This is a genomic window from Streptomyces sp. NPDC014623 (assembly GCF_043088245.1).
Lineage (GTDB): Bacteria > Actinomycetota > Actinomycetes > Streptomycetales > Streptomycetaceae > Streptomyces.
In genome coordinates, this window is the sequence record NZ_JBIBZU010000014.1 from 151,640 (window position 1) to 171,509 (window position 19,870).

The 19,870-nt window shown below is 72.5% G+C and carries 18 protein-coding genes and 1 pseudogene; 8 read left to right on the top strand and 11 right to left on the bottom strand.

Annotation, left to right across the window (positions count from 1 at the left end):
• Window positions 1–45: 45 nt before the first annotated feature.
• From ACF1FZ_RS22755 to ACF1FZ_RS22770, 4 genes and pseudogenes are all read right to left on the bottom strand, one after another.
• Window positions 46–1,746 carry a methylmalonyl-CoA mutase gene (locus tag ACF1FZ_RS22755; protein WP_391775290.1) on the bottom strand — a complete coding sequence of 567 codons (1,701 nt, stop codon included), beginning with the start codon at window positions 1,744–1,746 and terminating at the stop codon, window positions 46–48.
• Between the two features lie 83 nt (window positions 1,747–1,829).
• Entirely contained in the window at window positions 1,830–2,162 is a 333-nt protein-coding gene (locus ACF1FZ_RS22760) for a DUF3817 domain-containing protein (protein ID WP_391775228.1), read from the bottom strand.
• 55 nt (window positions 2,163–2,217) lie between these two features.
• Window positions 2,218–2,727: a MarR family winged helix-turn-helix transcriptional regulator gene (locus ACF1FZ_RS22765; protein WP_391775229.1), complete on the bottom strand. Its 510-nt coding sequence runs from the start codon at window positions 2,725–2,727 to the stop codon at window positions 2,218–2,220.
• Between the two features lie 9 nt (window positions 2,728–2,736).
• Window positions 2,737–4,108, bottom strand: a pseudogene (locus ACF1FZ_RS22770) (MFS transporter).
• Between the two features lie 72 nt (window positions 4,109–4,180).
• On the opposite strand from ACF1FZ_RS22770, the gene ACF1FZ_RS22775 reads away from it, so the two are divergent.
• Window positions 4,181–5,167, top strand: a complete 987-nt coding sequence (locus ACF1FZ_RS22775) for a DUF5937 family protein (protein ID WP_391775230.1) — start codon at window positions 4,181–4,183, stop codon at window positions 5,165–5,167.
• On the opposite strand, the gene ACF1FZ_RS22780 is transcribed toward ACF1FZ_RS22775, so the two are convergent.
• The 3 genes from ACF1FZ_RS22780 to ACF1FZ_RS22790 form a co-directional block, all read right to left on the bottom strand.
• Window positions 5,088–6,392, bottom strand: a complete 1,305-nt coding sequence (locus tag ACF1FZ_RS22780) for a glycosyl transferase (protein WP_391775231.1) — start codon at window positions 6,390–6,392, stop codon at window positions 5,088–5,090. The genes ACF1FZ_RS22775 and ACF1FZ_RS22780 overlap by 80 nt on opposite strands.
• 173 nt (window positions 6,393–6,565) lie before the next feature.
• The gene (locus ACF1FZ_RS22785) at window positions 6,566–6,859 is read right to left on the bottom strand and encodes an MTH1187 family thiamine-binding protein (RefSeq protein ID WP_015578763.1); all 294 of its coding nucleotides are present in this window, start codon (window positions 6,857–6,859) and stop codon (window positions 6,566–6,568) included.
• Window positions 6,856–7,206, bottom strand: a complete 351-nt coding sequence (locus ACF1FZ_RS22790; RefSeq protein ID WP_203182514.1) for a DUF3817 domain-containing protein — start codon at window positions 7,204–7,206, stop codon at window positions 6,856–6,858. The genes ACF1FZ_RS22785 and ACF1FZ_RS22790 overlap by 4 nt, the downstream gene beginning before the upstream one ends.
• 209 nt (window positions 7,207–7,415) lie before the next feature.
• Here ACF1FZ_RS22790 and ACF1FZ_RS22795 point away from each other — a divergent pair, with 209 nt between their 5' ends.
• The 4 genes from ACF1FZ_RS22795 to ACF1FZ_RS22810 all read left to right on the top strand — a co-directional run bounded on the left by ACF1FZ_RS22795 (window position 7,416) and on the right by ACF1FZ_RS22810 (window position 10,077).
• Window positions 7,416–8,048 (top strand): AIM24 family protein, encoded by a 633-nt coding sequence (locus ACF1FZ_RS22795; protein WP_391775291.1) that lies wholly within the window; start codon window positions 7,416–7,418, stop codon window positions 8,046–8,048.
• Window positions 8,048–8,698, top strand: a complete 651-nt coding sequence (locus ACF1FZ_RS22800) for an AIM24 family protein (protein ID WP_391775232.1) — start codon at window positions 8,048–8,050, stop codon at window positions 8,696–8,698. The genes ACF1FZ_RS22795 and ACF1FZ_RS22800 overlap by 1 nt, the downstream gene beginning before the upstream one ends.
• A gap of 56 nt (window positions 8,699–8,754) precedes the next feature.
• Entirely contained in the window at window positions 8,755–9,504 is a 750-nt protein-coding gene (locus ACF1FZ_RS22805; protein WP_391775292.1) for an AIM24 family protein, read from the top strand.
• A 96-nt stretch (window positions 9,505–9,600) separates the two neighbouring features.
• Window positions 9,601–10,077 carry a MarR family winged helix-turn-helix transcriptional regulator gene (locus tag ACF1FZ_RS22810; RefSeq protein WP_391775233.1) on the top strand — a complete coding sequence of 159 codons (477 nt, stop codon included), beginning with the start codon at window positions 9,601–9,603 and terminating at the stop codon, window positions 10,075–10,077.
• Window positions 10,078–10,087: 10 nt separating this feature from the next.
• Here the strand turns inward: ACF1FZ_RS22810 and ACF1FZ_RS22815 are convergent, their stop codons facing one another.
• Window positions 10,088–11,557 carry an ATP-binding protein gene (locus ACF1FZ_RS22815; RefSeq protein ID WP_391775234.1) on the bottom strand — a complete coding sequence of 490 codons (1,470 nt, stop codon included), beginning with the start codon at window positions 11,555–11,557 and terminating at the stop codon, window positions 10,088–10,090.
• Window positions 11,554–12,213, bottom strand: coding sequence for a response regulator transcription factor (locus tag ACF1FZ_RS22820; protein WP_391775235.1), 660 nt, complete (start codon window positions 12,211–12,213; stop codon window positions 11,554–11,556). The genes ACF1FZ_RS22815 and ACF1FZ_RS22820 overlap by 4 nt, the downstream gene beginning before the upstream one ends.
• A gap of 119 nt (window positions 12,214–12,332) precedes the next feature.
• Between ACF1FZ_RS22820 and ACF1FZ_RS22825 the strand changes: the two genes are divergently transcribed.
• Window positions 12,333–12,995: a PepSY domain-containing protein gene (locus ACF1FZ_RS22825; protein WP_391775236.1), complete on the top strand. Its 663-nt coding sequence runs from the start codon at window positions 12,333–12,335 to the stop codon at window positions 12,993–12,995.
• Between the two features lie 64 nt (window positions 12,996–13,059).
• On the opposite strand, the gene meaB is transcribed toward ACF1FZ_RS22825, so the two are convergent.
• On the bottom strand, window positions 13,060–14,022 hold the full coding sequence (gene meaB / locus ACF1FZ_RS22830; protein WP_391775237.1) for a methylmalonyl Co-A mutase-associated GTPase MeaB: 963 nt from the start codon (window positions 14,020–14,022) through the stop codon (window positions 13,060–13,062).
• 28 nt (window positions 14,023–14,050) lie between these two features.
• Window positions 14,051–15,253, bottom strand: coding sequence for an acetyl-CoA C-acetyltransferase (locus tag ACF1FZ_RS22835; protein WP_391775238.1), 1,203 nt, complete (start codon window positions 15,251–15,253; stop codon window positions 14,051–14,053).
• Between the two features lie 135 nt (window positions 15,254–15,388).
• Between ACF1FZ_RS22835 and mce the strand changes: the two genes are divergently transcribed.
• Both mce and scy read left to right on the top strand, forming a co-directional pair.
• Window positions 15,389–15,817, top strand: coding sequence for a methylmalonyl-CoA epimerase (gene mce / locus ACF1FZ_RS22840; protein ID WP_391775239.1), 429 nt, complete (start codon window positions 15,389–15,391; stop codon window positions 15,815–15,817).
• Between the two features lie 165 nt (window positions 15,818–15,982).
• Entirely contained in the window at window positions 15,983–19,807 is a 3,825-nt protein-coding gene (gene scy, locus ACF1FZ_RS22845) for a polarized growth protein Scy (protein ID WP_391775240.1), read from the top strand.
• The last annotated feature ends 63 nt before the right edge of the window (window positions 19,808–19,870 follow it).

Here is a 19,870-nt window from a genome sequence, read left to right on the forward strand (position 1 = left end):
CGGAAGCCCCGCCGGCCCCGGTCCGGCGGCGTGGCCGGGCGCCCCTCAGAAGCCCGGCGGCTCCGTGTAGACGCCCCACTCGTCGCGCAGCACCCCGCAGATCTCGCCGAGGGTCGCTTCCGCCCGTACGGCCTCCAGCATCGGCCCGATCATGTTCGAGCCGTCGCGGGCGGCGGCCAGCATCGCGTCCAGCGCGCCCCGGACCGCCCCCTCCTCGCGGCCTTCCCTGCGCCCCGCGAGTTCGCGCACCTGCTCGCGCTCGACCTCGTGGCTGACGCGCAGGATCTCCAGGTCGCCGGTGACGGACCCGTGGTGGACGTTGACACCGACGACCTTCTTCTCGCCCTTCTCCAGGGACTGCTGGTACCGGAAGGCGGATTCGGCGGTCTCGCCGGTGAACCAGCCGTCCTCGATGCCGCGCAGGATGCCGGAGGTCATCGGCCCGATGGGGTGCTTGCCGTCCGGGTGCGCCCGGGTGCCGCGCTCCTTGATCTGTTCGAAGATCTTCTCGGCGTCGGCCTCGATGCGGTCGGTGAGCTGCTCGACGTACCACGAACCGCCCAGCGGGTCGGCGACGTTGGCGACGCCGGTCTCCTCCATGAGCACCTGCTGGGTGCGCAGCGCGATCTCGGCGGCCTGCTCGGAGGGGAGGGCGAGCGTCTCGTCCAGGGCGTTGGTGTGCAGGGAGTTGGTGCCGCCGAGGACGGCGGACAGTGCCTCCACGGCGGTGCGCACCACGTTGTTGTACGGCTGCTGGGCGGTGAGCGAGACTCCGGCGGTCTGGGTGTGGAAGCGGAGCCACTGCGCCTTGTCGGTCCTCGCGCCGTAGGTCTCCTTCATCCAGCGGGCCCAGATCCGTCGGGCGGCGCGGAATTTGGCGATCTCCTCGAAGAAGTCGAGGTGCGCGTCGAAGAAGAAGGACAGTCCGGGCGCGAAGGTGTCGACGTCCAGACCGCGGGAGAGACCGAGCTCCACGTATCCGAAGCCGTCGGCCAGGGTGTAGGCGAGCTCCTGCGCGGCCGTGGCCCCGGCCTCACGGATGTGGTAGCCGGAGACCGAGAGCGGCTTGTAGGCGGGGATGTCGCGGGCGCAGTGCTCCATCAGGTCACCGATGAGGCGCAGGTGGGGCTCGGGCTGGAAGAGCCACTCCTTCTGCGCGATGTACTCCTTGAAGATGTCGGTCTGCAGCGTGCCGTTGAGCACCGCCGGATCGACGCCCTGGCGCTCCGCGGCGACGAGGTACATGCAGAAGACGGGGACGGCGGGACCGCTGATGGTCATCGAGGTGGTGACGTCGCCGAGCGGGATGTCCCGGAACAGGACCTCCATGTCGGCGGCGGAGTCGATGGCGACACCGCAGTGGCCGACCTCACCGAGCGAGCGGGGGTCGTCGGAGTCGCGGCCCATCAGGGTCGGCATGTCGAAGGCGACACTGAGCCCGCCGCCGCCGTTGGCCAGGATGGTCTTGTACCGCTCGTTGGTCTGCTCGGCGTTGCCGAAGCCGGCGAACTGGCGGATGGTCCAGGTGCGGCCCCGGTAGCCGGTGGGGTGGAGTCCCCGGGTGAAGGGGTACTCCCCGGGCCAGCCGATCCGTTCGAACCCCTCGTACGTGTCGCCGGGGCGGGGGCCGTAGACGGGCTCCACCGGGTCCCCGGAGAGGGTGGTGAAGTCCGCGTCGCGCTTGCGGGCCTTGTCGTAACGGGCCTGCCAGCGGCGGCGGCCTTCCTCGATCGCATGTGCGTCCATCATTCAAATTTACTAGGACGTCCTAGTAAATGTCGACGGCAAACCGCCCGGCGCTTCGCGCGGGGCGGTTCGGGTGCGTGCGGTCAGACCCCGACGGCCCGCGCGGAGCCGTCGGTGATCAGCGGCTCGACCTCGCGGACGACCTTGCGCTCGACGAAGAACGCGGCCGTCGGGATCGTGCCGGAGACCAGCACCCAGAGCAGCTTGCCGATCGGCCACTTCGCCTTGGAACCGAGGTCGAAGGCGAAGATCAGATAGATGATGAACAGGACGCCGTGGAGCTGCGAGACCGCGAAGGTCAGGCTCTCACCGGTGTCGAATCCGTACTTGAAGACCATGCACACGCACAGGATCATCAACATGACGGCGGTGACGTAGGCCATCACCCGATAGCGGGTCAGCACGCTGCGTTTCATGCCATCGAGCGTATCCGGACGGCCGGGGCGATCTTGCAGCACCCCGCCCCGGAGGTCACTCGTCCTCGAAGTCCCGCGCAGCCACCCGCAGCGGCCGGAGCATCGCGAAGATCTCGGCGCACTCCTCCTCGTCGTACACGCCGAGCCCGAAGTCCATCGCCATCAGGTCCTGGCTGGCCGCCTCGACGACCTCACGGCCCTTGTCCGTGATGGAGGCCAGGGTGCCGCGCCCGTCGTTGGGGTTGGGGCGCTTGTCGACCAGCCCCGAGCGCACCAGGCGGTCGACGGTGTTCGTCACGGAGGTCGGGTGCACCATCAGGCGCTCACCGATCTTGGACATCGGCAGCTCACCGGCCTGGGAGAAGGTGAGCAGGACCAGCGCCTCGTACCGGGCGAAGGTCAGCCCGTACGGTTTGACCACCGCGTCCACCTCGGCCAGCAGGATCTGCTGCGCGCGCATGATCGAGGTGATCGCCCCCATGGAGGGCACCGGGCCCCAGCGCCGGTGCCAGAGTTCCTCGGCGCGGGCGATGGGATCGAAGGGGAGGCTGAGCGGCTTCGGCACGGCACGACCTTACCCACTGGTCATATGGCGGTCAGCCCTGTCTCGCACTTCGGTACCGGGCACGCGTTCCACGGACCTCTGCGGCCAGCAGAAGTGTGCAGGCGGTACCCGCCACACCCGAGCCGGCGACCACCTGGTGCACCGGGAAGAACTCCGCGGCCAGCCCCGCGAACGCCATTCCGAGCCCCTGGGCCGTCATCAGACCGGCGGTGAGAAGCGTCATGGCCCGGCCCCGCAGGTGCTCGGGTACCGCCTCGACGAACCACTGGTCGAGCCCGATCACGTACGCCGCCCCGGCCCCGGCCAGCACGAGAGCGCCCACGGCCAGGGCCGCGCCCGGGCGGAACGCGTAGAGCACCAGGGGCAGCAGACCGAGCGCGGCGACCGGCAGCACGATCCGGGAGCGGGCCCGTGGGCCGAGGACGGTGCCCACGTACAGCTCGGCCCCGATGTGGCCCACGGCCATGGCGCACATCAGCAGCCCGAGGGCGGCGGGGCCGGCACCGATCGCGTCCGCGTACGGAGCCGCGAGGGCCTCCGGGGCCACCACGAAGAAGGCCGGCACCCAGAAGAGGAGCAGCAGCCCGCCCACCCGCCGGTCACCGAGAACGGCACGGGCCCCGGCAAGTGACTCCTCCAGCAGCGCGCCCCCGGCGCCCCCGCCCGTGCGGGCGGGCCGGTCCCGGGTGCCCAGACGGAGCAGGACGGCCGAGCAGAGGAACGTGCAGAGGGTGATCGTGATCGCCCCGCGCGGGGACACCGCCGTGAGCAGCGCCCCGCCTGCCCCGAAGCCGGCGAGCAGGGCGCTCTGCGAGACGAGGCGCAGCAGTGAGCGCCCGAGGACGTAGAGATCGCCCTCGCCGAGGATGTCGGCGAGGGCCGCGGTCCGCGTCCCGGTGAAGACGGGGGCCACGGCGGCCACCAGGCAGCGCAGCGCGAGGAGTCCGCCGACGGGGGTACCGGGGAGCACCATCACGGCGACGCAGCCGGCGCAGATCAGGTCGCAGACGACGAGGACCCGGCGGGCGGGGTAGCGGTCGGCGACCCCGGCGAAGAGCGTGCCGCCGACGACGTACGGGAGGAAGCCGAGGGCGAGGGTGAGGGCGGAGAGCAGGGGTGAGCCGGTGAGGTCGTAGACGAGCACCGTGAGCGCCAGCTCGCTGACCACGACGCCGAGGAGCGAGAGCAGGTGGGCGGCGAAGACCGCCCGGAACTCCCGCACGGCGAAGACGGCGCCGTACCCCCCTGGTGTGGAGGCTGCCCCCGGAGCGGAACCCGGGCCGGGCGAGGAGGTGTGCTCCGGGGGCAGGGCCGGAACCGGCCCCTCCCCGGCGGGCTCTTCGGGGGGTGTGCCCGCCGGGGTGGTGGTGTCGGTCGGCATGGAGGCAGCGTGGAGGACCGCCCCGGCCTCTCCGTAGACTTTCGGCTCAGGCCGAAACCTGAACGGGGCCCCATGCCTTTCCATCTGTACTTCGACGAGAGCGACCTGCTGCGCTGCCGCTTCGCGCTGTCACCTCTCTGGGAGACTCAGGAGGCCGTCCGGACCCTCTCCCGGCCCGGCCGGCACGGCTACCACCTGCCCTGGCTCCGGCGGGTCGAGGAGGCCGCCGCCGGGCTGGACCTCACGCCGCTGTGGCTGCTGATGCCACGGCGTGGCCACAATCCGGACTTCATCTGCCCGCCGCCGCTCGGGCCGCTCGCCACCTTCGCCGAGGAGGTGGCGGCCGTGCGCGCGACGGATCCGGCCACCGCCCGCGAGGACATGGCGCTCGCGCTCGCCGACACCCCGGGCGGCCTGCGCTCCCCCGCCGGGCAGCGAATGCTGGCCGACCCCGCACGCGCGGTCCAGGAGCTGGCCGACCTCCTGGAGCGGGCCTGGCAGGTGATGGTCGAGCCGCACTGGCCCCGCCTGCGCGCCCTGCTGGAGGCGGACGTCTCCTACCACTCGCGCCGCCTCGCCGAGGTCGGTTTCGAGCGGCTGCTCGGCGAGATCAGCCCGCAGCTGCGCTGGACGGACTCGACCCTGACGGTGGTCGGCACCAACGGGGACCACAGCCGGGTCCTGGGCGGCCGGGGCCTCGTCCTGATGCCCAGCGTCTTCGTGTGGCCGGATGTCGTCGGCGGCCACGAACCGCCCTGGCAGCCCGCCGTGATCTACCCCGCGCGGGGCGTCGGCGGGCTGTGGACGGAGTCCGCCGACCGGACGCCGGACGCGCTCGCCCGGCTGCTGGGGAGGGCCCGCGCCGACGTGCTGTGCGCCCTCGGCGAACCGGCCGGGACGAGCGCGCTGGCCCACCGGCTCGCGCTCGCCCCGTCCTCCGTGTCCGCGCATCTGTCGGTGCTGCGCGCGGCAGGGCTGCTCACCTCGCGGCGCTACGGGCATCAGGTGCTGTACGAGCGCACACCGCTGGGCATCGCTCTGGCGGCGCAGGAGCCCTGAACAGGGCCGGCCCGCTCGCGCGCTCGCGCAGGAGCGTGAAGAACCACGCCACCGCCGGTGCGAGAGCGACCACCAGAGCGAGTACCGCCCAGCCACGCGCCGCCGGGTGGGCGAGGGACGCCAGACAGCTCAGCACACCGAACAGCGAGGTGAGGACGGCCATGGGGTGGTGGACGAGCGGCAGCGTGCAGCCGAGGAGCCGGCCGGGCGGCATCCGGAGCAGCACCTTCCCGTACTGCCTCAGCAGCGCCGCCCGGGGCAGCCCCGCCGAGGCCGCGTGCCCTTGGCAGGAGACCGTCACGTCCGAGGTGCGGGCCGAGCGCCAGTACCGTCCGGTCCGCGGGTTGCGGCGACGGTGGATCTCGAGCCCGGTGACCGTGTCGTCCCCGGCGACCGTGGTGTGGAAGCCGCCGGCCTGGCGCAGCGCCTCGACGCGTACGACGCCGGCGGGACCGGCGAACACGGCCGCTCCGTAGCGGTTGCCCACCCGCCGCGCCCGCGCGTGGACGTCAGGACCGCCGGAGGGCCCCGGGCCGACGACGAACGCCGTGTCCGGATCGCGGAAGTAACCCGTCATCCGCTCCAGGAAGCCCGGCAGCGGGACGTGATCGGTGTCCACGGAGGCGAGGAGGTCGTAGGCGTCACCGTGCTTGGCCAGCCAGGCGTTGCTGTTGCCGTGCCTCGTCCCGGCCTGGTGCGGCCCCTCCGCCTGGTTCCACTCGGGCACTCCGAGGCGGGTGAAGTGGTGCACGCCCAGCTCGGCGCAGAGCATCCTGGCCTCCGGGTCGTCGCCCTCGTCGAGCAACCAGACGTCCAGCGGTCCGGGGTGCCGCATCCGTACGGCGCCCTCCAGGACGGCCCGTACCGAGGAGAGCGGCTTCCGGCCGGGCGCGTACGTCGCGAGGAAGGCGACCCGGGTGCCGGGTCGGGGCGGCAGCGGGGCCGGGTCCCGGGCCACCGTCCCGGCGTGCACGGCCAGGGCGAGGCCGGCCGCGGCGCACACGGCGAGCAGGCCGAGGGACACCAGCACCACGGAGTCGGCGGGGGCGGACCACGCCCGGCCGTTCCCGCGTCCGGCCCGGTGTGCGGGCAGGACCAGGAGGAGCAGCAGCAGTCCGGCGACGACCGGGGCGAGCGTCAGCGGGCGGACCGCTCGTATTCGGCGCCGTCCGGTGGGGCCGGTGAGCCGGCCGCGGCAGTCGTGGTCCTGTCTTTCCGACGGCATCGCTCCTCCAACGGTCGGGTATGCCGGTGTCCCCACAGAAGGGGAGATCCGGCGAGGTGGCGACCCGGCAGGTCCGACCGAGCGGATTCCTTCGCCCGAACGGGACGAGCCCCCGGCGCCGGACGGCGTGAGGGCTCGTCGTGCGCGCGGAGGAGGCGCGCGGGCGGGGGGTGTCAGCCCGCCAGGTGCCGCTCCACCGTCTCGACCTTGGAGGTCAGGCCGTCGGTGACGCCCGGCCGGATGTCGGCCTTCAGCACCAGGGAGACACGGCCCGCACGAGCCTCGACGGCGGCGACCGCGCGCTTGACGACGTCCATGACCTCGTCCCACTCGCCCTCGATCGAGGTGAACATCGCGTCCGTGCGGTTGGGCAGCCCGGACTCACGGACGACCCGGACGGCGTCGGCGACGTACTCGCCGACGTCCTCGCCGACGCCCAGGGGACTGACGGAGAAGGCGACGATCATGCGCTGACCGTCCCCTCGGCGCGGGCACGGGCGGCGATCACGCCGTCGGCCTCGTACTTCTTGAGCAGCTTCTCGCCGTAGAGGCCGCCGAAGGGCACCACCGCGAGGAGGAAGAACAGGGCGACGCGCTTGAGGGGCCACTTGGCCTTGACCCACACGTCCAGCAGGAACACCACGTAGATCGTGAAGAGGAGGCCGTGCAGCGCGCCGAGGGGCGGCATCAGGAAGTCGATGTCCGAGACCCGCATGAGCAGCGAGCCGAAGATGAGCAGCGCCGGGAAGGACAGCGCCTCGGGAAGCGAGATGAGGCGCAGCCGGTGCAGGGCGGAAGCGGTCTTGATGTCCACGAGGGCACCTTCGGTGGGAGGGGCGTGTCGGCTTGTGAACGCAGGCACAAGCAGAGCCATTGTGGCATCGTTCCCGGGCCCTCCGGGCGGGGGGTCGCCGTCCGGCCGCCGCTGCGCGTGTCAGTGCATATCAGGGTCGGGCCGGGGCCGGCACCGGCCCCCGGTCCCTGTCCGGCAGAGCGCACTGCGGCTAACGTCGCACCGTGGCGATGTTCCGACTCCAAGGCAGCAAGACGCTCGCCGTCGACCTGACGGGCGATGCGGTCAAGGCGAAGAACGGCTCGATGGTCGCGTACGACGGCCGGATGGCTTTCAAGAAGATGTCGGGCGGCGGTGAGGGTCTCCGTGGCATGGTGACCCGCCGGCTGACCGGCGAGCAGATGGTGATGATGGAGGTGAAGGGGCAGGGCACCTGCTATTTCGCGGACCGGGCGAGTGAGATCAACCTCGTCTCGCTGCACAGCGACACGTTGTACGTCGAGGCGAGCAATCTGCTGGCCACCGACGCCGGACTGCGCACCGGCACCTCCTTCACGGGCCTGCGCGGCGGTGCGAGCGGCAACGGGCTGTTCACCACGACCGTCGAGGGCACCGGTCAGGCGGCGATCCTGTCGGACGGCTCGGCCGTGGTGCTGCGGGTGACACCCCGGTACCCGCTGAACGTCGACCCCGGCGCCTACATCGCCCACCAGGGCAGGCTCCAGCAGCACTTCCAGTCCGGGGTGAACTTCCGGACCGTCATGGGCGAGGGCTCCGGCGAGTCCTTCCAGATCCGCTTCGAGGGCGACGGCCTCGTCTACGTACAGCCGAGCGAGCGGAACACCGTCGGGGGCGATGTCTGATGCCGTTCCGTGAGATCAACTCGAAGATGGTCGAGGCCGTCGTGGGGCCCGGCCAGAAGATGTACAGCCAGCGCGGCGCGATGCTCGCGTACCGGGGCGACGTCTCGTTCACCCCGAACATCCAGGGCGGACAGGGCGGCCTGGGGTCGATGATCGGCCGGCGGGTGGCCGGCGAGGCGACACCGCTGATGACGGTCGAAGGCAGTGGCACGGTGATGTTCGGCCACGGCGGCCACCACATCCAGGTGGTCGACCTGGCCGGCGACACCCTCTGCGTGGAGGCCGACCGGCTGCTCGCCTTCGACGGGACGCTCCAGCAGGGCACCTTGTTCCTGGGCTCCCAGGGCGGGGTGATGGGTATGGTGCGCGGCCAGGTGACCGGACAGGGCCTGTTCACGACGACGCTCAAGGGCCACGGCGCGGTCGCCGTGATGGCGCACGGCGGGGTGATCGAGCTGCCGATCACCCCGGGGAGGCCGGTCCATGTGGACCCGCAGGCGTACGTCGCCCACCACGGGGACGTGACCAACAAACTGTCCACCGCGCTCGGCTGGCGCGACATGGTGGGACGCGGCTCCGGTGAGGCGTTCCAGCTGGAGCTCAGCGGCAACGGAGCGGTGTACGTCCAGGCGTCGGAGGAGAAGCTGTGAGCACGCCGGAGCGGGGCCTCCCCGGGGCCGCCAGGCCCGAGGGGACTTTTGACCCGATGACGCTGCCGTCGGACGACAACGTCAACGCGTACACCTTCTGCGTGGAACTCAAGGGGAGCCAGTGGTTCCTGCAGAAGGGCAAGATGATCGCCTACTACGGGCAGATCGACTTCAACGGCATCGGGCACGGCCGCTTCGAGCGGCTGATCCGTACGAGCTTCCACTCCCCGCTGCACGCGAGCGACTGGGTGGTGGCCGAGGGCAGTGGCAAGATGCTGCTCGCGGACCGGGCCTTCGATGTGAACTCCTTCGACCTGGAGGACGGCAACCTGACGATCAGGTCCGGCAATCTGCTGGCCTACCAGCCGACGCTGGCCCTGAAGCAGTCGATCGTGCCGGGCTTCCTGACCCTGATCGGGACGGGGAAGTTCGTCGCCGCGTCCAACGGCCCGGTGGTCTTCATGGAGCCGCCGCTGCGGGTGGACCCGCAGGCGCTGGTCGGGTGGGCCGACTGCCCCTCGCCGTGCCACCATTACGACCACGGCTACATGACGGGCGTGATGGGCGGGCTGCGCTCGCTGACCGGGATCGGCGGGACCTCGGGCGAGGAGCATCAGTTCGAGTTCGTCGGGGCGGGTACCGTCCTGCTCCAGTCGACCGAGTCGCTGATGCCCGAGCAGGCGACGGGAGCCGTCCCGCACGAGCCGGGTGTGCCGGGGGGCGGGCCCGGCGGCGGCGGTCAACACGGCTCCACACCCCGCATGCCCGGTCAGCTGGGGGACCTCCAGCGCCGCTTCGGACTGTGAGCGGTAGTCTGCGGAGTGTGACGCCGGGCAGGCGCGTGCGCGGGGTCACACTTCCAGACTTCGTCCGGCTTTCAACATCTTAGGTAGAATCCATACATGGAGACCGAGACGGCCACCCGCTGGCTGACCGATGCGGAGCAGTGCGCCTGGCGCACCCACCTGGACGTCAGCAGGCTGCTGACCCATCAGCTGGAGAAGGACCTCCAGCCGTTCGGCCTGACCATGAACGACTACGAGATCCTGGTCAACCTCTCGGAGTCGGAGGACCAGCGCATGCGGATGAGCGACCTCGCCTCCGCGACGCTGCAGTCCAAGAGCAGGCTCTCGCACCAGATCACCCGCATGGAGAACGCCGGCCTGGTCCGGCGTGAGCACTGCGAGTCGGACCGGCGCGGGCTGTTCGCGGTTCTCACGGAGCTGGGCGGCGAGACGATGCGGAAGGTCGCGCCGCACCATGTCGATTCGGTGCGCAGGCACTTCATGGATCTGCTCTCCCCCGAGGAGCTCACCGCACTGCACGCGGCGCTGACCCCGATCGCGGAGCACCTGCGCGGCAGGCGCGGCAAGCCGTAGGGAACCGCGTTCAGCCGTCGCCGGCCGCCGGCTCCCCGCCGGTCCCGGCCTGACGGGGCAGCCGCAGGGTGAAGAGCGCGCCGCCGTCCGGTGCCGTGCCCACCGTGAGGGTGCCTCCGTGCCTGGAGGCCACATCACGGGCGATGGCCAGGCCGAGCCCGGCCCCGCCGTCGTCACGGCTGCGGGCGTCGTCGAGACGTACGAAGCGCTCGAAGACGCGGTCCCGTTCGGCCTCGGGCACACCCGCTCCGTCGTCGGTGACCTCCACGAGCACTCCGCCCCGGTCCGTCCTCACCGAGACGGCGACGGAACGCTCCGCGTGACGCTCGGCGTTGTCCAGGAGATTGCCGACCACCCGGGCCAGCTGCCCGCGTGAGCCGCTGACTTCGAGCGACGCTCCGTGCGCCACGGAGACCTCTGGCGGGATCCGGTCCGCCGCGCGCTGGGAGACCTCCTCGCGGACCAGCGCGCCCAGGTCGACGGGTGCGCGCCCGGGCCGCTCCCCCGCGTCCAGCCGGGCCAGCAGCAGCAGGTCGGCCGCCAGCGCCTGGAGCCGTACGGTGTCGGCGACCGCACCGGGGACGTCCAGCAGTTCCGGGTGGGCCTCCCCCACCTCCAGCTGGGTGCGGAGCGAGGCGATCGGGCTGCGCAGCTCGTGCGAGGCGTCGGCGACGAAGCGCCGCTGCCGGTCGACCGAGGCCTCCAGCACGGTCAGGGTCTCGTTGGTCGTGCGGGCCAGCCGCGCGATCTCGTCCCGCGAGTCCGGCTCGGGCACCCGGCGGCCCAGGTCCTCCGACGCGGTGATCGCGGCCAGTTCCCGCCTGATGCCCTCGACCGGGCGCAGCGCGCGCCGTGTGACCAGCCAGGTCACCCCGGCCACGACGAGCAGCACGAGGGGCAGCCCGGCCAGCATGGAGGTGCGTACGGTGTCCACGGCCTCCTGTTCGGCCGCGAGCGGGGAGCCGGCGTGGACGGCCAGGGTGACGTCCTGCCTCGTGGTCGCCTCGACGGTGGCGAAGCGGTAGTCCGCCGTCTCGCCGTCGACGGTGGCGGTACCGTTCGCGAAGTCCGGCGCCTCGGAGGAGACCTCACCGCGGGCGGGGTCGTTCCCTTCGTCGTCCCCGTCGCCCTCCTCCCCGCCGCCGCCCGGACTCGGAGCCGGCGCCGAGGGGGCCGGGGTGACCTCGGCCGTGCCCGTCCCCGAGATCGCGTCGAGGTCCTCGGAGACGGCCACCACCCGTCCCGCCTCGTCGGTCACCTGGACGGGATGGGTGCCCTCGTCACCCAGCTCCAGCTCCGCGTACGTCACGCCCAGGGCCAGCTGCCCGGCCACCTCCCGTGCGGCCACCTCGGCCTCCAGGCCCGCGCGGTCCGTCAGGTTGCCGCGCAGCACCGTCAGGACGGCCAGCCCCGCGACGGTCAGGGCGACGGCGACCACCAGGGTGGCTCCCAGGGCGGCCCTGGCCCGTACGGACCTCACAGCGTCTCCAGCCGGTAACCCGCGCCCCGTACCGTACGGATCGAGGCGGCGCCGAGTTTGCGGCGCAGGGTGCTGATGTAGACCTCGACGATGTTCGGGTCCCCGTCGTAGGCGAAGTCCCAGACGTGTTCCAGGATGTCCGCCTTGCTGACCACCTCGCCCGCCCGCCGCACGAGCTGTTCCAGTACGGAGAACTCCTTGGCGGTGAGGGTGACTTCGTCCTCACCGCGGTGGACCCGGCGGGCGGCGGTGTCCATCCGCAGCGTGCCGGCGGCGAGGACCGGGGAGGCGGACCCGCCGCGGCGGCGCAGCAGCGCCCGGACCCGGGCGACGAGCACGACGTACGAGAACGGCTTGGTCAGATAGTCGTCGGCGCCCGTGTCGAGGCCCTCCGCCTCGTCGTACTCCCCGTCCTTGGCGGTGAGCATCAGGATCGGCATCTCGTGCCCCGCGGCGCGCAGGGCGGCGCAGATCCGGTAGCCGTTCATCCCGGGCAGCATGATGTCGAGGACCACGAGGTCGTGCACGCCCTGGCCGGCCAGGTGCAGGCCCTCGAGGCCGTCGTGCACGACATCGACGGCGAAGCCCTCGGCGGTGAGTCCCCTCGCGAGGGACGTCGCGAGACGCTTCTCGTCCTCCACGATCAACAGGCGCATGAGGACAGCTTCGCAAACCGAACCTGAAGAAGCCTTCAGGCGGCTTCAGGCTGCGTTCAGCATCGCCGGGCCAGTGTGGTTCCCGTCGCACGGCACATGCCATCCGGGAGGAACACACCATGAAGCGCAACATCGCCATCGCCGCCGTCACCGCGGCCGTGCTCGTCGGCGGCGGGCTCGTCACGACCGCCGCCTTCGCGGACTCCGACGGCAGCGGGAAGGACGGCCGGACGGCCGCCTCCGAGCGGGCGGACGGGGCCGCCTCGAGCGCCGGGGACGCGGTCACCGCGGGGAAGACGGGGACGAGCCCGCGGATCACCGTCGACGAGGCCGTCGGCGCCGCACTGAAGGCGGTCCCCGGCACGGTCACCGGGGCCGAACTGGATGATGACGACGACAGTGCGCGTACCGTCTGGGAACTCGACGTCCACGGCTCCGACAAGGTCTGGCACGACGTGGACGTGGACGCGCGCAGCGGCAAGGTGCTGTCCGACCACGAGGACGACGGCAACGACGACCGCGACCGCCACGCGCCCCGTTCGGCGTCCGTGTCCCTGGACGCGGCGGTGAAGGCGGCGCTGGGCGCACAGCCCGGCTCGGTGACGGCCGTGGACCTGGACGACGACGGGGACGACGGCGGCGACAAGGGCGGTGCGCCGCGCTGGGACGTCGATGTCACGGGCAAGGACGGCAAGGACCACGAACTGCACGTCGACGCGAAGAGCGGCAAGGTCACCGCGGACCAGGACGACGACAACGACGGTGCCGGCGACGACGACTGATCCCCACGCCGTGGCCCGGCGCGGCGCGCGGTCTCCGGGCGGCCCGCACGCCGCCCGGGAACCGTCAGTTCCCGCCGGTGAGTCCCGCGACCAGCTCGTCCGCCGCCGCGTAGGGGTCGAGGCCTCCGGCCACGATCCGCTCCGCGAGGGCGCCCAGCCGGCGGTCGCCGTGCAGATCGGCGATCCGCTCGCGGAGCGCGGTGACGGCGATCGTCTCGACCTCGCGGGCCGCACGCGCCGTGCGCCGCTCGGCCAGGACGCCGTGCTCCTCCATCCACGCCCGGTGCTTCTCCAGGGCCTCGACCACCTCGTCGAGGCCCTGGCCCCGGGCGGCGACCGTCTTCACGATGGGCGGCCGCCAGTCGCCGGGGCCCCGGGACTCCCCCAGGCCCAGCATGTGGTTGAGCTCGCGGGCGGTGGCGTCCGCCCCGTCACGGTCGGCCTTGTTGACGACGTACACGTCGCCGATCTCCAGGATTCCGGCCTTGGCCGCCTGGATGCCGTCGCCCATGCCCGGGGCGAGCAGGACGACGGAGGTGTCGGCCTGGGAGGCGATCTCCACCTCCGACTGCCCGACGCCCACCGTCTCCACGAGGATCACGTCGCAGCCCGCCGCGTCCAGCACCCGGATCGCCTGCGGTGCCGACCAGGCGAGACCGCCCAGGTGTCCCCGGGTGGCCATCGAGCGGATGTAGACGCCCGGGTCGGAGGCGTGCTCCGACATCCGGACCCGGTCTCCGAGGAGCGCGCCCCCGGAGAACGGCGACGACGGGTCGACGGCCAGAACCGCGACGCGCTTGCCCGCCTTGCGGTAGGCGGAGACCAGCGCCGAGGTCGACGTGGACTTGCCGACGCCGGGCGCCCCGGTCAGGCCGACGACGTAGGCGTGGCCCGCGAGCGGTGCCAGGGCCGCCATCACCTCACGCAGCTGCGGCGAGGCACCCTCCACCAGGGAGATGAGCCGGGCCACCGCACGCGGCCTGCCCTCCCGTGCCTGCTCGACCAGGGTGGGGACGTCCACCTTCACGCTCGGCCTCCTCGCTCGCCCGTACCGGCTACTTGCCCGGTACGCGGATGATCAACGCGTCGCCCTGACCGCCGCCGCCGCACAGCGCCGCCGCCCCGGTGCCGCCGCCGCGCCGCTTCAGCTCCAGCGCCAGGTGCAGCACCACACGGGCGCCGGACATGCCGATGGGGTGGCCGAGCGCGATCGCGCCGCCGTTGACGTTGACCTTGTCGGAGGTGACGCCGAGGTCCTTCATCGACTGGACCGCGACGGCCGCGAAGGCCTCGTTGATCTCGATGAGGTCGAGGTCCTCGACACCGATGCCCTCCTTCTTCAGGGCGTGCCGGATCGCGTTGGACGGCTGCGACTGGAGCGAGTTGTCCGGGCCCGCCACGTTGCCGTGGGCACCGATCTCGGCGATCCAGTCCAGGCCCAGCTCCTCGGCCTTGGCCTTGCTCATGACGACGACGGCGGCGGCGCCGTCGGAGATCTGCGAGGAGGTTCCCGCCGTGATCGTGCCGTCCTTGGCGAAGGCGGGGCGCAGCTTCCCGAGCGACTCGGCGGTCGTCTCGGGGCGGATGCCCTCGTCCTCGGCGAAGAGGACCGGGTCGCCCTTGCGCTGCGGGATCTCGACCGGGGTGATCTCGGCCTCGAAGATGCCGTTCCTCCGGGCGGCGGCGGCGCGCTGGTGGGACAGCGCGCCGATCTCGTCCTGCTCGGCGCGGGCCAGGCCCAGGCGGGTGTTGTGCTTCTCGGTGGACTCGCCCATCGGGATGTTCTCGTAGGCGTCCGTCAGGCCGTCGTAGGCCATCGAGTCGAGCATCTCGATCGCACCGTACTTGTGTCCCTCACGGGACTTCGGGAGCAGGTGCGGGGCGTTGGTCATGGACTCCTGGCCACCGGCCACCACGACGTCGAACTCGCCGGCGCGGATCAGCTGGTCCGCGAGAGCGATCGCGTCGAGCCCCGACAGACACACCTTGTTGACGGTGAGCGCGGGGACGTCCAGCGGGATCCCGGCCTTGACCGCCGCCTGGCGCGCGGGGATCTGCCCTGCCCCCGCCTGGAGCACCTGGCCCATGATCACATACTCGACCTGCTCCCCGCCGATCCCGGCCCGGTCCAGCGCCGCCTTGATGGCGAAGCCTCCGAGGTCGGCTCCGGAGAAGCTCTTCAGCGAGCCGAGCAGACGGCCCATGGGCGTCCGCGCGCCCGCGACGATCACTGAGGTGGTTCCGGTCGTTCCAGACATGAGGCGCAGCCCCTTGGGATCGGTTGTGAACGAGGGTTTACCTGAATGTACTGAGCGGTACCGCGCCCGTCATCCGGCAGTGGGTGTGATCGCGCGCACGTTGCGTAACCATCCCCGGGGCGCTGCACTGGTTCCATGCTGACGCGAATCGACCACATCGGAATCGCCTGTTTCGACCTCGACGAGACGGTGGAGTTCTACCGCGCGACCTACGGCTTCGAGGTGCACCACACCGAGATCAACGAGGAGCAGGGAGTGCGGGAGGCCATGCTGAAGATCAACGACACCTCGGACGGCGGGTCCTCCTACCTCCAGCTGCTCGAACCGACCCGTGAGGACTCCGCCGTCGGCAAGTGGCTGGCGAAGAACGGTGAGGGCGTGCACCACATCGCCTTCGGGACCGCGGACGTCGACGGGGACGCGGCGGACATCGGCGGGAAGGGTGTCCGGGTGCTCTACGACGAGCCCAGGACCGGGTCGATGGGTTCCCGGATCACCTTCCTCCACCCCAAGGACTGCCACGGTGTGCTGACCGAACTGGTCACCTCGGCGACGGAGCACTGACCCGGCCGCCGACAGGGCCGGTAGAGTGGGCGGTTCCGGGCCGGGGCCGGGTCGGGGCCGTGCCGCGTCCTCGCCGTTGATCTGTCACCATTCCCCGGGGGACCGCTCGCCGGCGAGCGGTACTCGTATGGAGAGTTGCGACCAGGGGACGGATGGGACCGCGCAGTGCGGGGCTACGAGAGCCAGCAGAGCCACCGAGCTGACGACGACCACCTTTCGCGGTTCGAAGCCGAGATGGACCGGCTGAAGACCGACCGGGAGAAGGCCGTCCAGCACGCCGAGGACCTCGGTTACCAGGTCGAGGTCTTGCGCGCCAAGCTGCACGAGGCACGGCGCAATCTGGCGAACCGTCCCGCACACGACAGCGCGGACATCGGCTACCAGGCCGAACAGATGCTCCGCAACGCCCAGATCCAGGCCGAACAGATGCGCACCGACGCCGAGCGCGAGCTGCGTGAGGCCAGGGCGCAGACGCAGCGCATCCTGCAGGAGCACGCGGAGCACCAGGCCCGGCTCCAGGCCGAGTTGCACGCCGAGGCGGTGCAGCGGCGTCAGCGGCTCGACCAGGAGCTGGCGGAACGCCGGCAGACCGTCGAGTCCCACGTCAACGAGAACGTCGCCTGGGCCGAGCAGTTGCGGGCCAGGACCGAGTCCCAGGCCCGCCGTCTCCTGGACGAGTCGCGCACGGAGGCCGAGCAGTCGCTGGCCGCCGCGCGCGCCGAGGCGGCCCGGCTCGCCGACGAGACCCGCCGGCGCCTCAACTCCGAGGCGGAGGCGGCTCGTGCCGAGGCCGAGGCCACGCTGCTGCGGGCCCGCAGGGACGCCGAGCGGCTGCTCGACGCCGCCTCCACGCAGGCGCAGGAGGCCACCAGCCACGCCGAGCGGCTGCGCTCGACGGCCACCGCCGAGACCGAGCAGACCCGGCAGCAGACCGCGGAGCTGAACCGTGCCGCGGAGCAGCGCGTGCAGGAGGCGGAGACCCGCCTGCGCGAGGCCCGGCTGGAGGCCGAGAAGGTCCTCGCCGAGGCGAAGGAGGCCGCGGCCAAGCGGCTGGCCGGCGCCGAGTCGCAGAACGAACAGCGCACCCGTACGGCCAGGTCCGAGATCGCCCGGCTGGTCGGCGAGGCCACGAAACAGGCCGAGGCGCTCAAGGAAGAGGCCGGGCAGGCGCTCGTCGACGCCCGGGCGGAGGCCGAGCGGGTGGTCGCCGAGGCCGCGGAGAAGGCCCGCACCCTGGCCGCCGAGGAATCCGCGGCCCAGCTCGCGAAGGCGGCCCGGAGCGCCGAGGAGGTCCTGACCAAGGCCTCCGAGGACGCCAGGTCCACCACCAGGGCGGCCGGCGAGGAGGCCGACCGGATCCGCCGTGAGGCCGAGGCCGAGGCGGACCGCCTGCGCGGCGAGGCCGCCGAGCAGGCCGACCAGCTCAAGGGCGCGGCCAAGGACGACACCAAGGAGTACCGGGCCAAGACCGTCGAGCTGCAGGAGGAGGCGCGCCGGCTCCGTGGCGAGGCCGAGCAGCTGCGCTCCGAGGCCGTGGCCGAGGGTGAGCGGATCCGTGGCGAGGCCCGCCGGGAGGCGGTCCAGCAGCTCGAGGAGGGGGCCCGCACCGCCGAGGAGCTGCTCACCAAGGCCAAGGCCGACGCCGAGGAGCTGCGGACCTCCGCGAGCGCCGAGAGCGAGCGCGTCAGGACCGAGGCGGCCGAGCGCGCGGCCACCCTGCGCAAGCAGGCCGAGGAAGCGCTGGAACGCAGCCGCGCCGAGGCGGAGAAGCTGCGCGCCGAGGCCGAGGAGCAGGCCGCCGCCCTGACCGCCGCGGCGGAGAAGGCGGCCGAGGAGCTGCGCGAGGAGACCGAGCGGGGGATCGAGGCCCGCAGGACCGAGGCGGCCGAGGAGCTGGCCCGGCTGCACACCGAGGCCGGATCCCGGATGGCGGCGGCGGAGGAGGCGCTCGGCGAGGCTCGCGCGGAGGCGGAGCGGATCCGCCGCGAGACGAGCGAGGAGTCCGAGCGGCTGCGCACGGAGGCGGCCGAGCGGATCCGGACGCTGCAGGAGCAGGCCGCCACGGAGGCCGAGGGCCTGCGCAACGAGGCCGCCGCCGACGCCGCGCAGTCCCGCGCCGAGGGTGAGTCCGTCGCCGTACGGCTGCGCAGCGAGGCCGCGGCCGAGGCGGAGCGGCTGAAGACCGAGGCGCAGGAGAGCGCCGACCGGGTGCGTTCCGAGGCTGCCGCCGCCGCCGAGCGGGTCGGCGCGGAGGCCGCCGAGGCCCTGGCCGCCGCTCAGGAGGAGGCCGACCGCCGCCGCCGGGCCGCCGAGGAGGCGCTCGGCTCCGCGCGCGCCGAGGCGGAGCAGGAGCGCGAGCGTGCCCGCGAGCAGAGCGAGGAGCTCCTGGCCTCCGCCCGTAAGAGGGTCGAGGAGGCGCAGGCCGAGGCCCAGCGGCTGGTCGAGGAGGCGGAGAGCCGGGCCGCCGAGCTCGTCTCCGCCGCCGAGCGGACCGCCCAGCAGGTGCGGGACTCCGTCGCCGGACTGCAGGAGCAGGCCGAGGAGGAGATCACCGGGCTCCGCTCAGCCGCCGAGCACGCGGCGGAGCGGACGAGGACCGAGGCGCAGGAGGAGGCCGACCGGGTCAGGTTCGACGCCTACGCCGAGCGTGAGCGGGCCACCGAGGACGCCGGCCGCGTCCGTCAGGTCGCGCACGAGGAGGCGGAGGCCGCTAAGGCTTTGGCCGAGCGGACCGTCTCCGAGGCCATCGCCGAGTCGGAGAAGCTGCGTTCGGACACCTCGGAGTACAGCCAGCGGGTCCGTACCGAGGCGTCCGACGCCCTCGCGTCGGCGGAGCAGGACGCCTCGCGCGCCCGTGCCGAGGCCCGCGAGGACGCCAACCGGATCCGGTCCGAGGCGGCGGCGCAGGCCGACCGGCTCATGGCCGAGGCGACGACCGAGAGCGAGCGGATCCGCACCGAGGCCACCGAGCAGTCGGAACGCTTCGTACGGGAGGCGACCGACGAGGCGGAACGGCTGCGCGCGGAGGCGGCGCAGACCGTCGGTTCGGCCCAGGAACACGCGGCCCGCGCCCGCGAGGAGTCGGAGCGGCTGCGCGCCGACGCCGAGTCCGCCGCGAAGCGGTTGCGCGCCGACGCCGAGTCCGCCGCGGAACAGCTGCGGGCGGAGGCCCGTCAGAAGGCGGACCGGCTGCTGGACGAGGCACGCGAAGCCGCGGCGAAGCGCCGTACCGATGCCGCCGAGCAGGCCGACCAGCTCGTCAACAAGGCTCAGGAGGAGGCGCTGCGGGCCGCCACCGAGGCCGAGGAGCAGGCCGACAGGATGGTCGGGGCCGCTCGTAACGAGGCCGTCCGGATCACCTCGGAGGCGACGGTCGAGGGCAACACCCTGGTGGAGCGGGCCCGTACGGACGCGGACGAACTGCTCGTCGGCGCCCGCAGGGACGCCACCGCCACCCGGGAGCGGGCGGAGGAACTCAGGGCCCGGGTCGAGAGCGAGGTCGAGGAACTGCACGAGCGCGCCCGGCGTGAGACCTCCGAGCAGATGAAGACGGCGGGCGAGCGTGTCGACAAGCTGATGAAGGCGGCGACGGAACAGCGGGCGGAGGCCGAGGCCAAGGCCAAGGAGCTCCTCTCGGAGGCGAATTCGGAGGCGAGCAAGGTCCGTATCGCTGCCGTGAAGCGCGCCGAGTCGCTCCTCAAGGAGGCCGAGACCAAGAAGGCCGAGCTGACCCGGGTGGCCGAGAAGCTGCGCGCCGACGCAGAGGCCGAGGCGAAGCAGATGGTCGACGAAGGCCGTCGGGAGCTGGACCTGCTGGTCCGCAGGCGCGAGGACATCAACACCGAGATCTCCCGGGTCCAGGATGTCCTGGAGGCGTTGGAGTCCTTCGAGGCTCCGGGCGGCGCGGGCAAGGCGGCGGGCGGCGCGGGGGGCGTCAAGGCCGGGGCCGCGGCGGGCAACCGGGCCGGGAACAAGGCCTCGGACGGGTAGCCGCTCACGGAATTCACCATGAACGTTCGGCCCTTCGGGTCACAAGCCCTCCGGGGGTCAGCC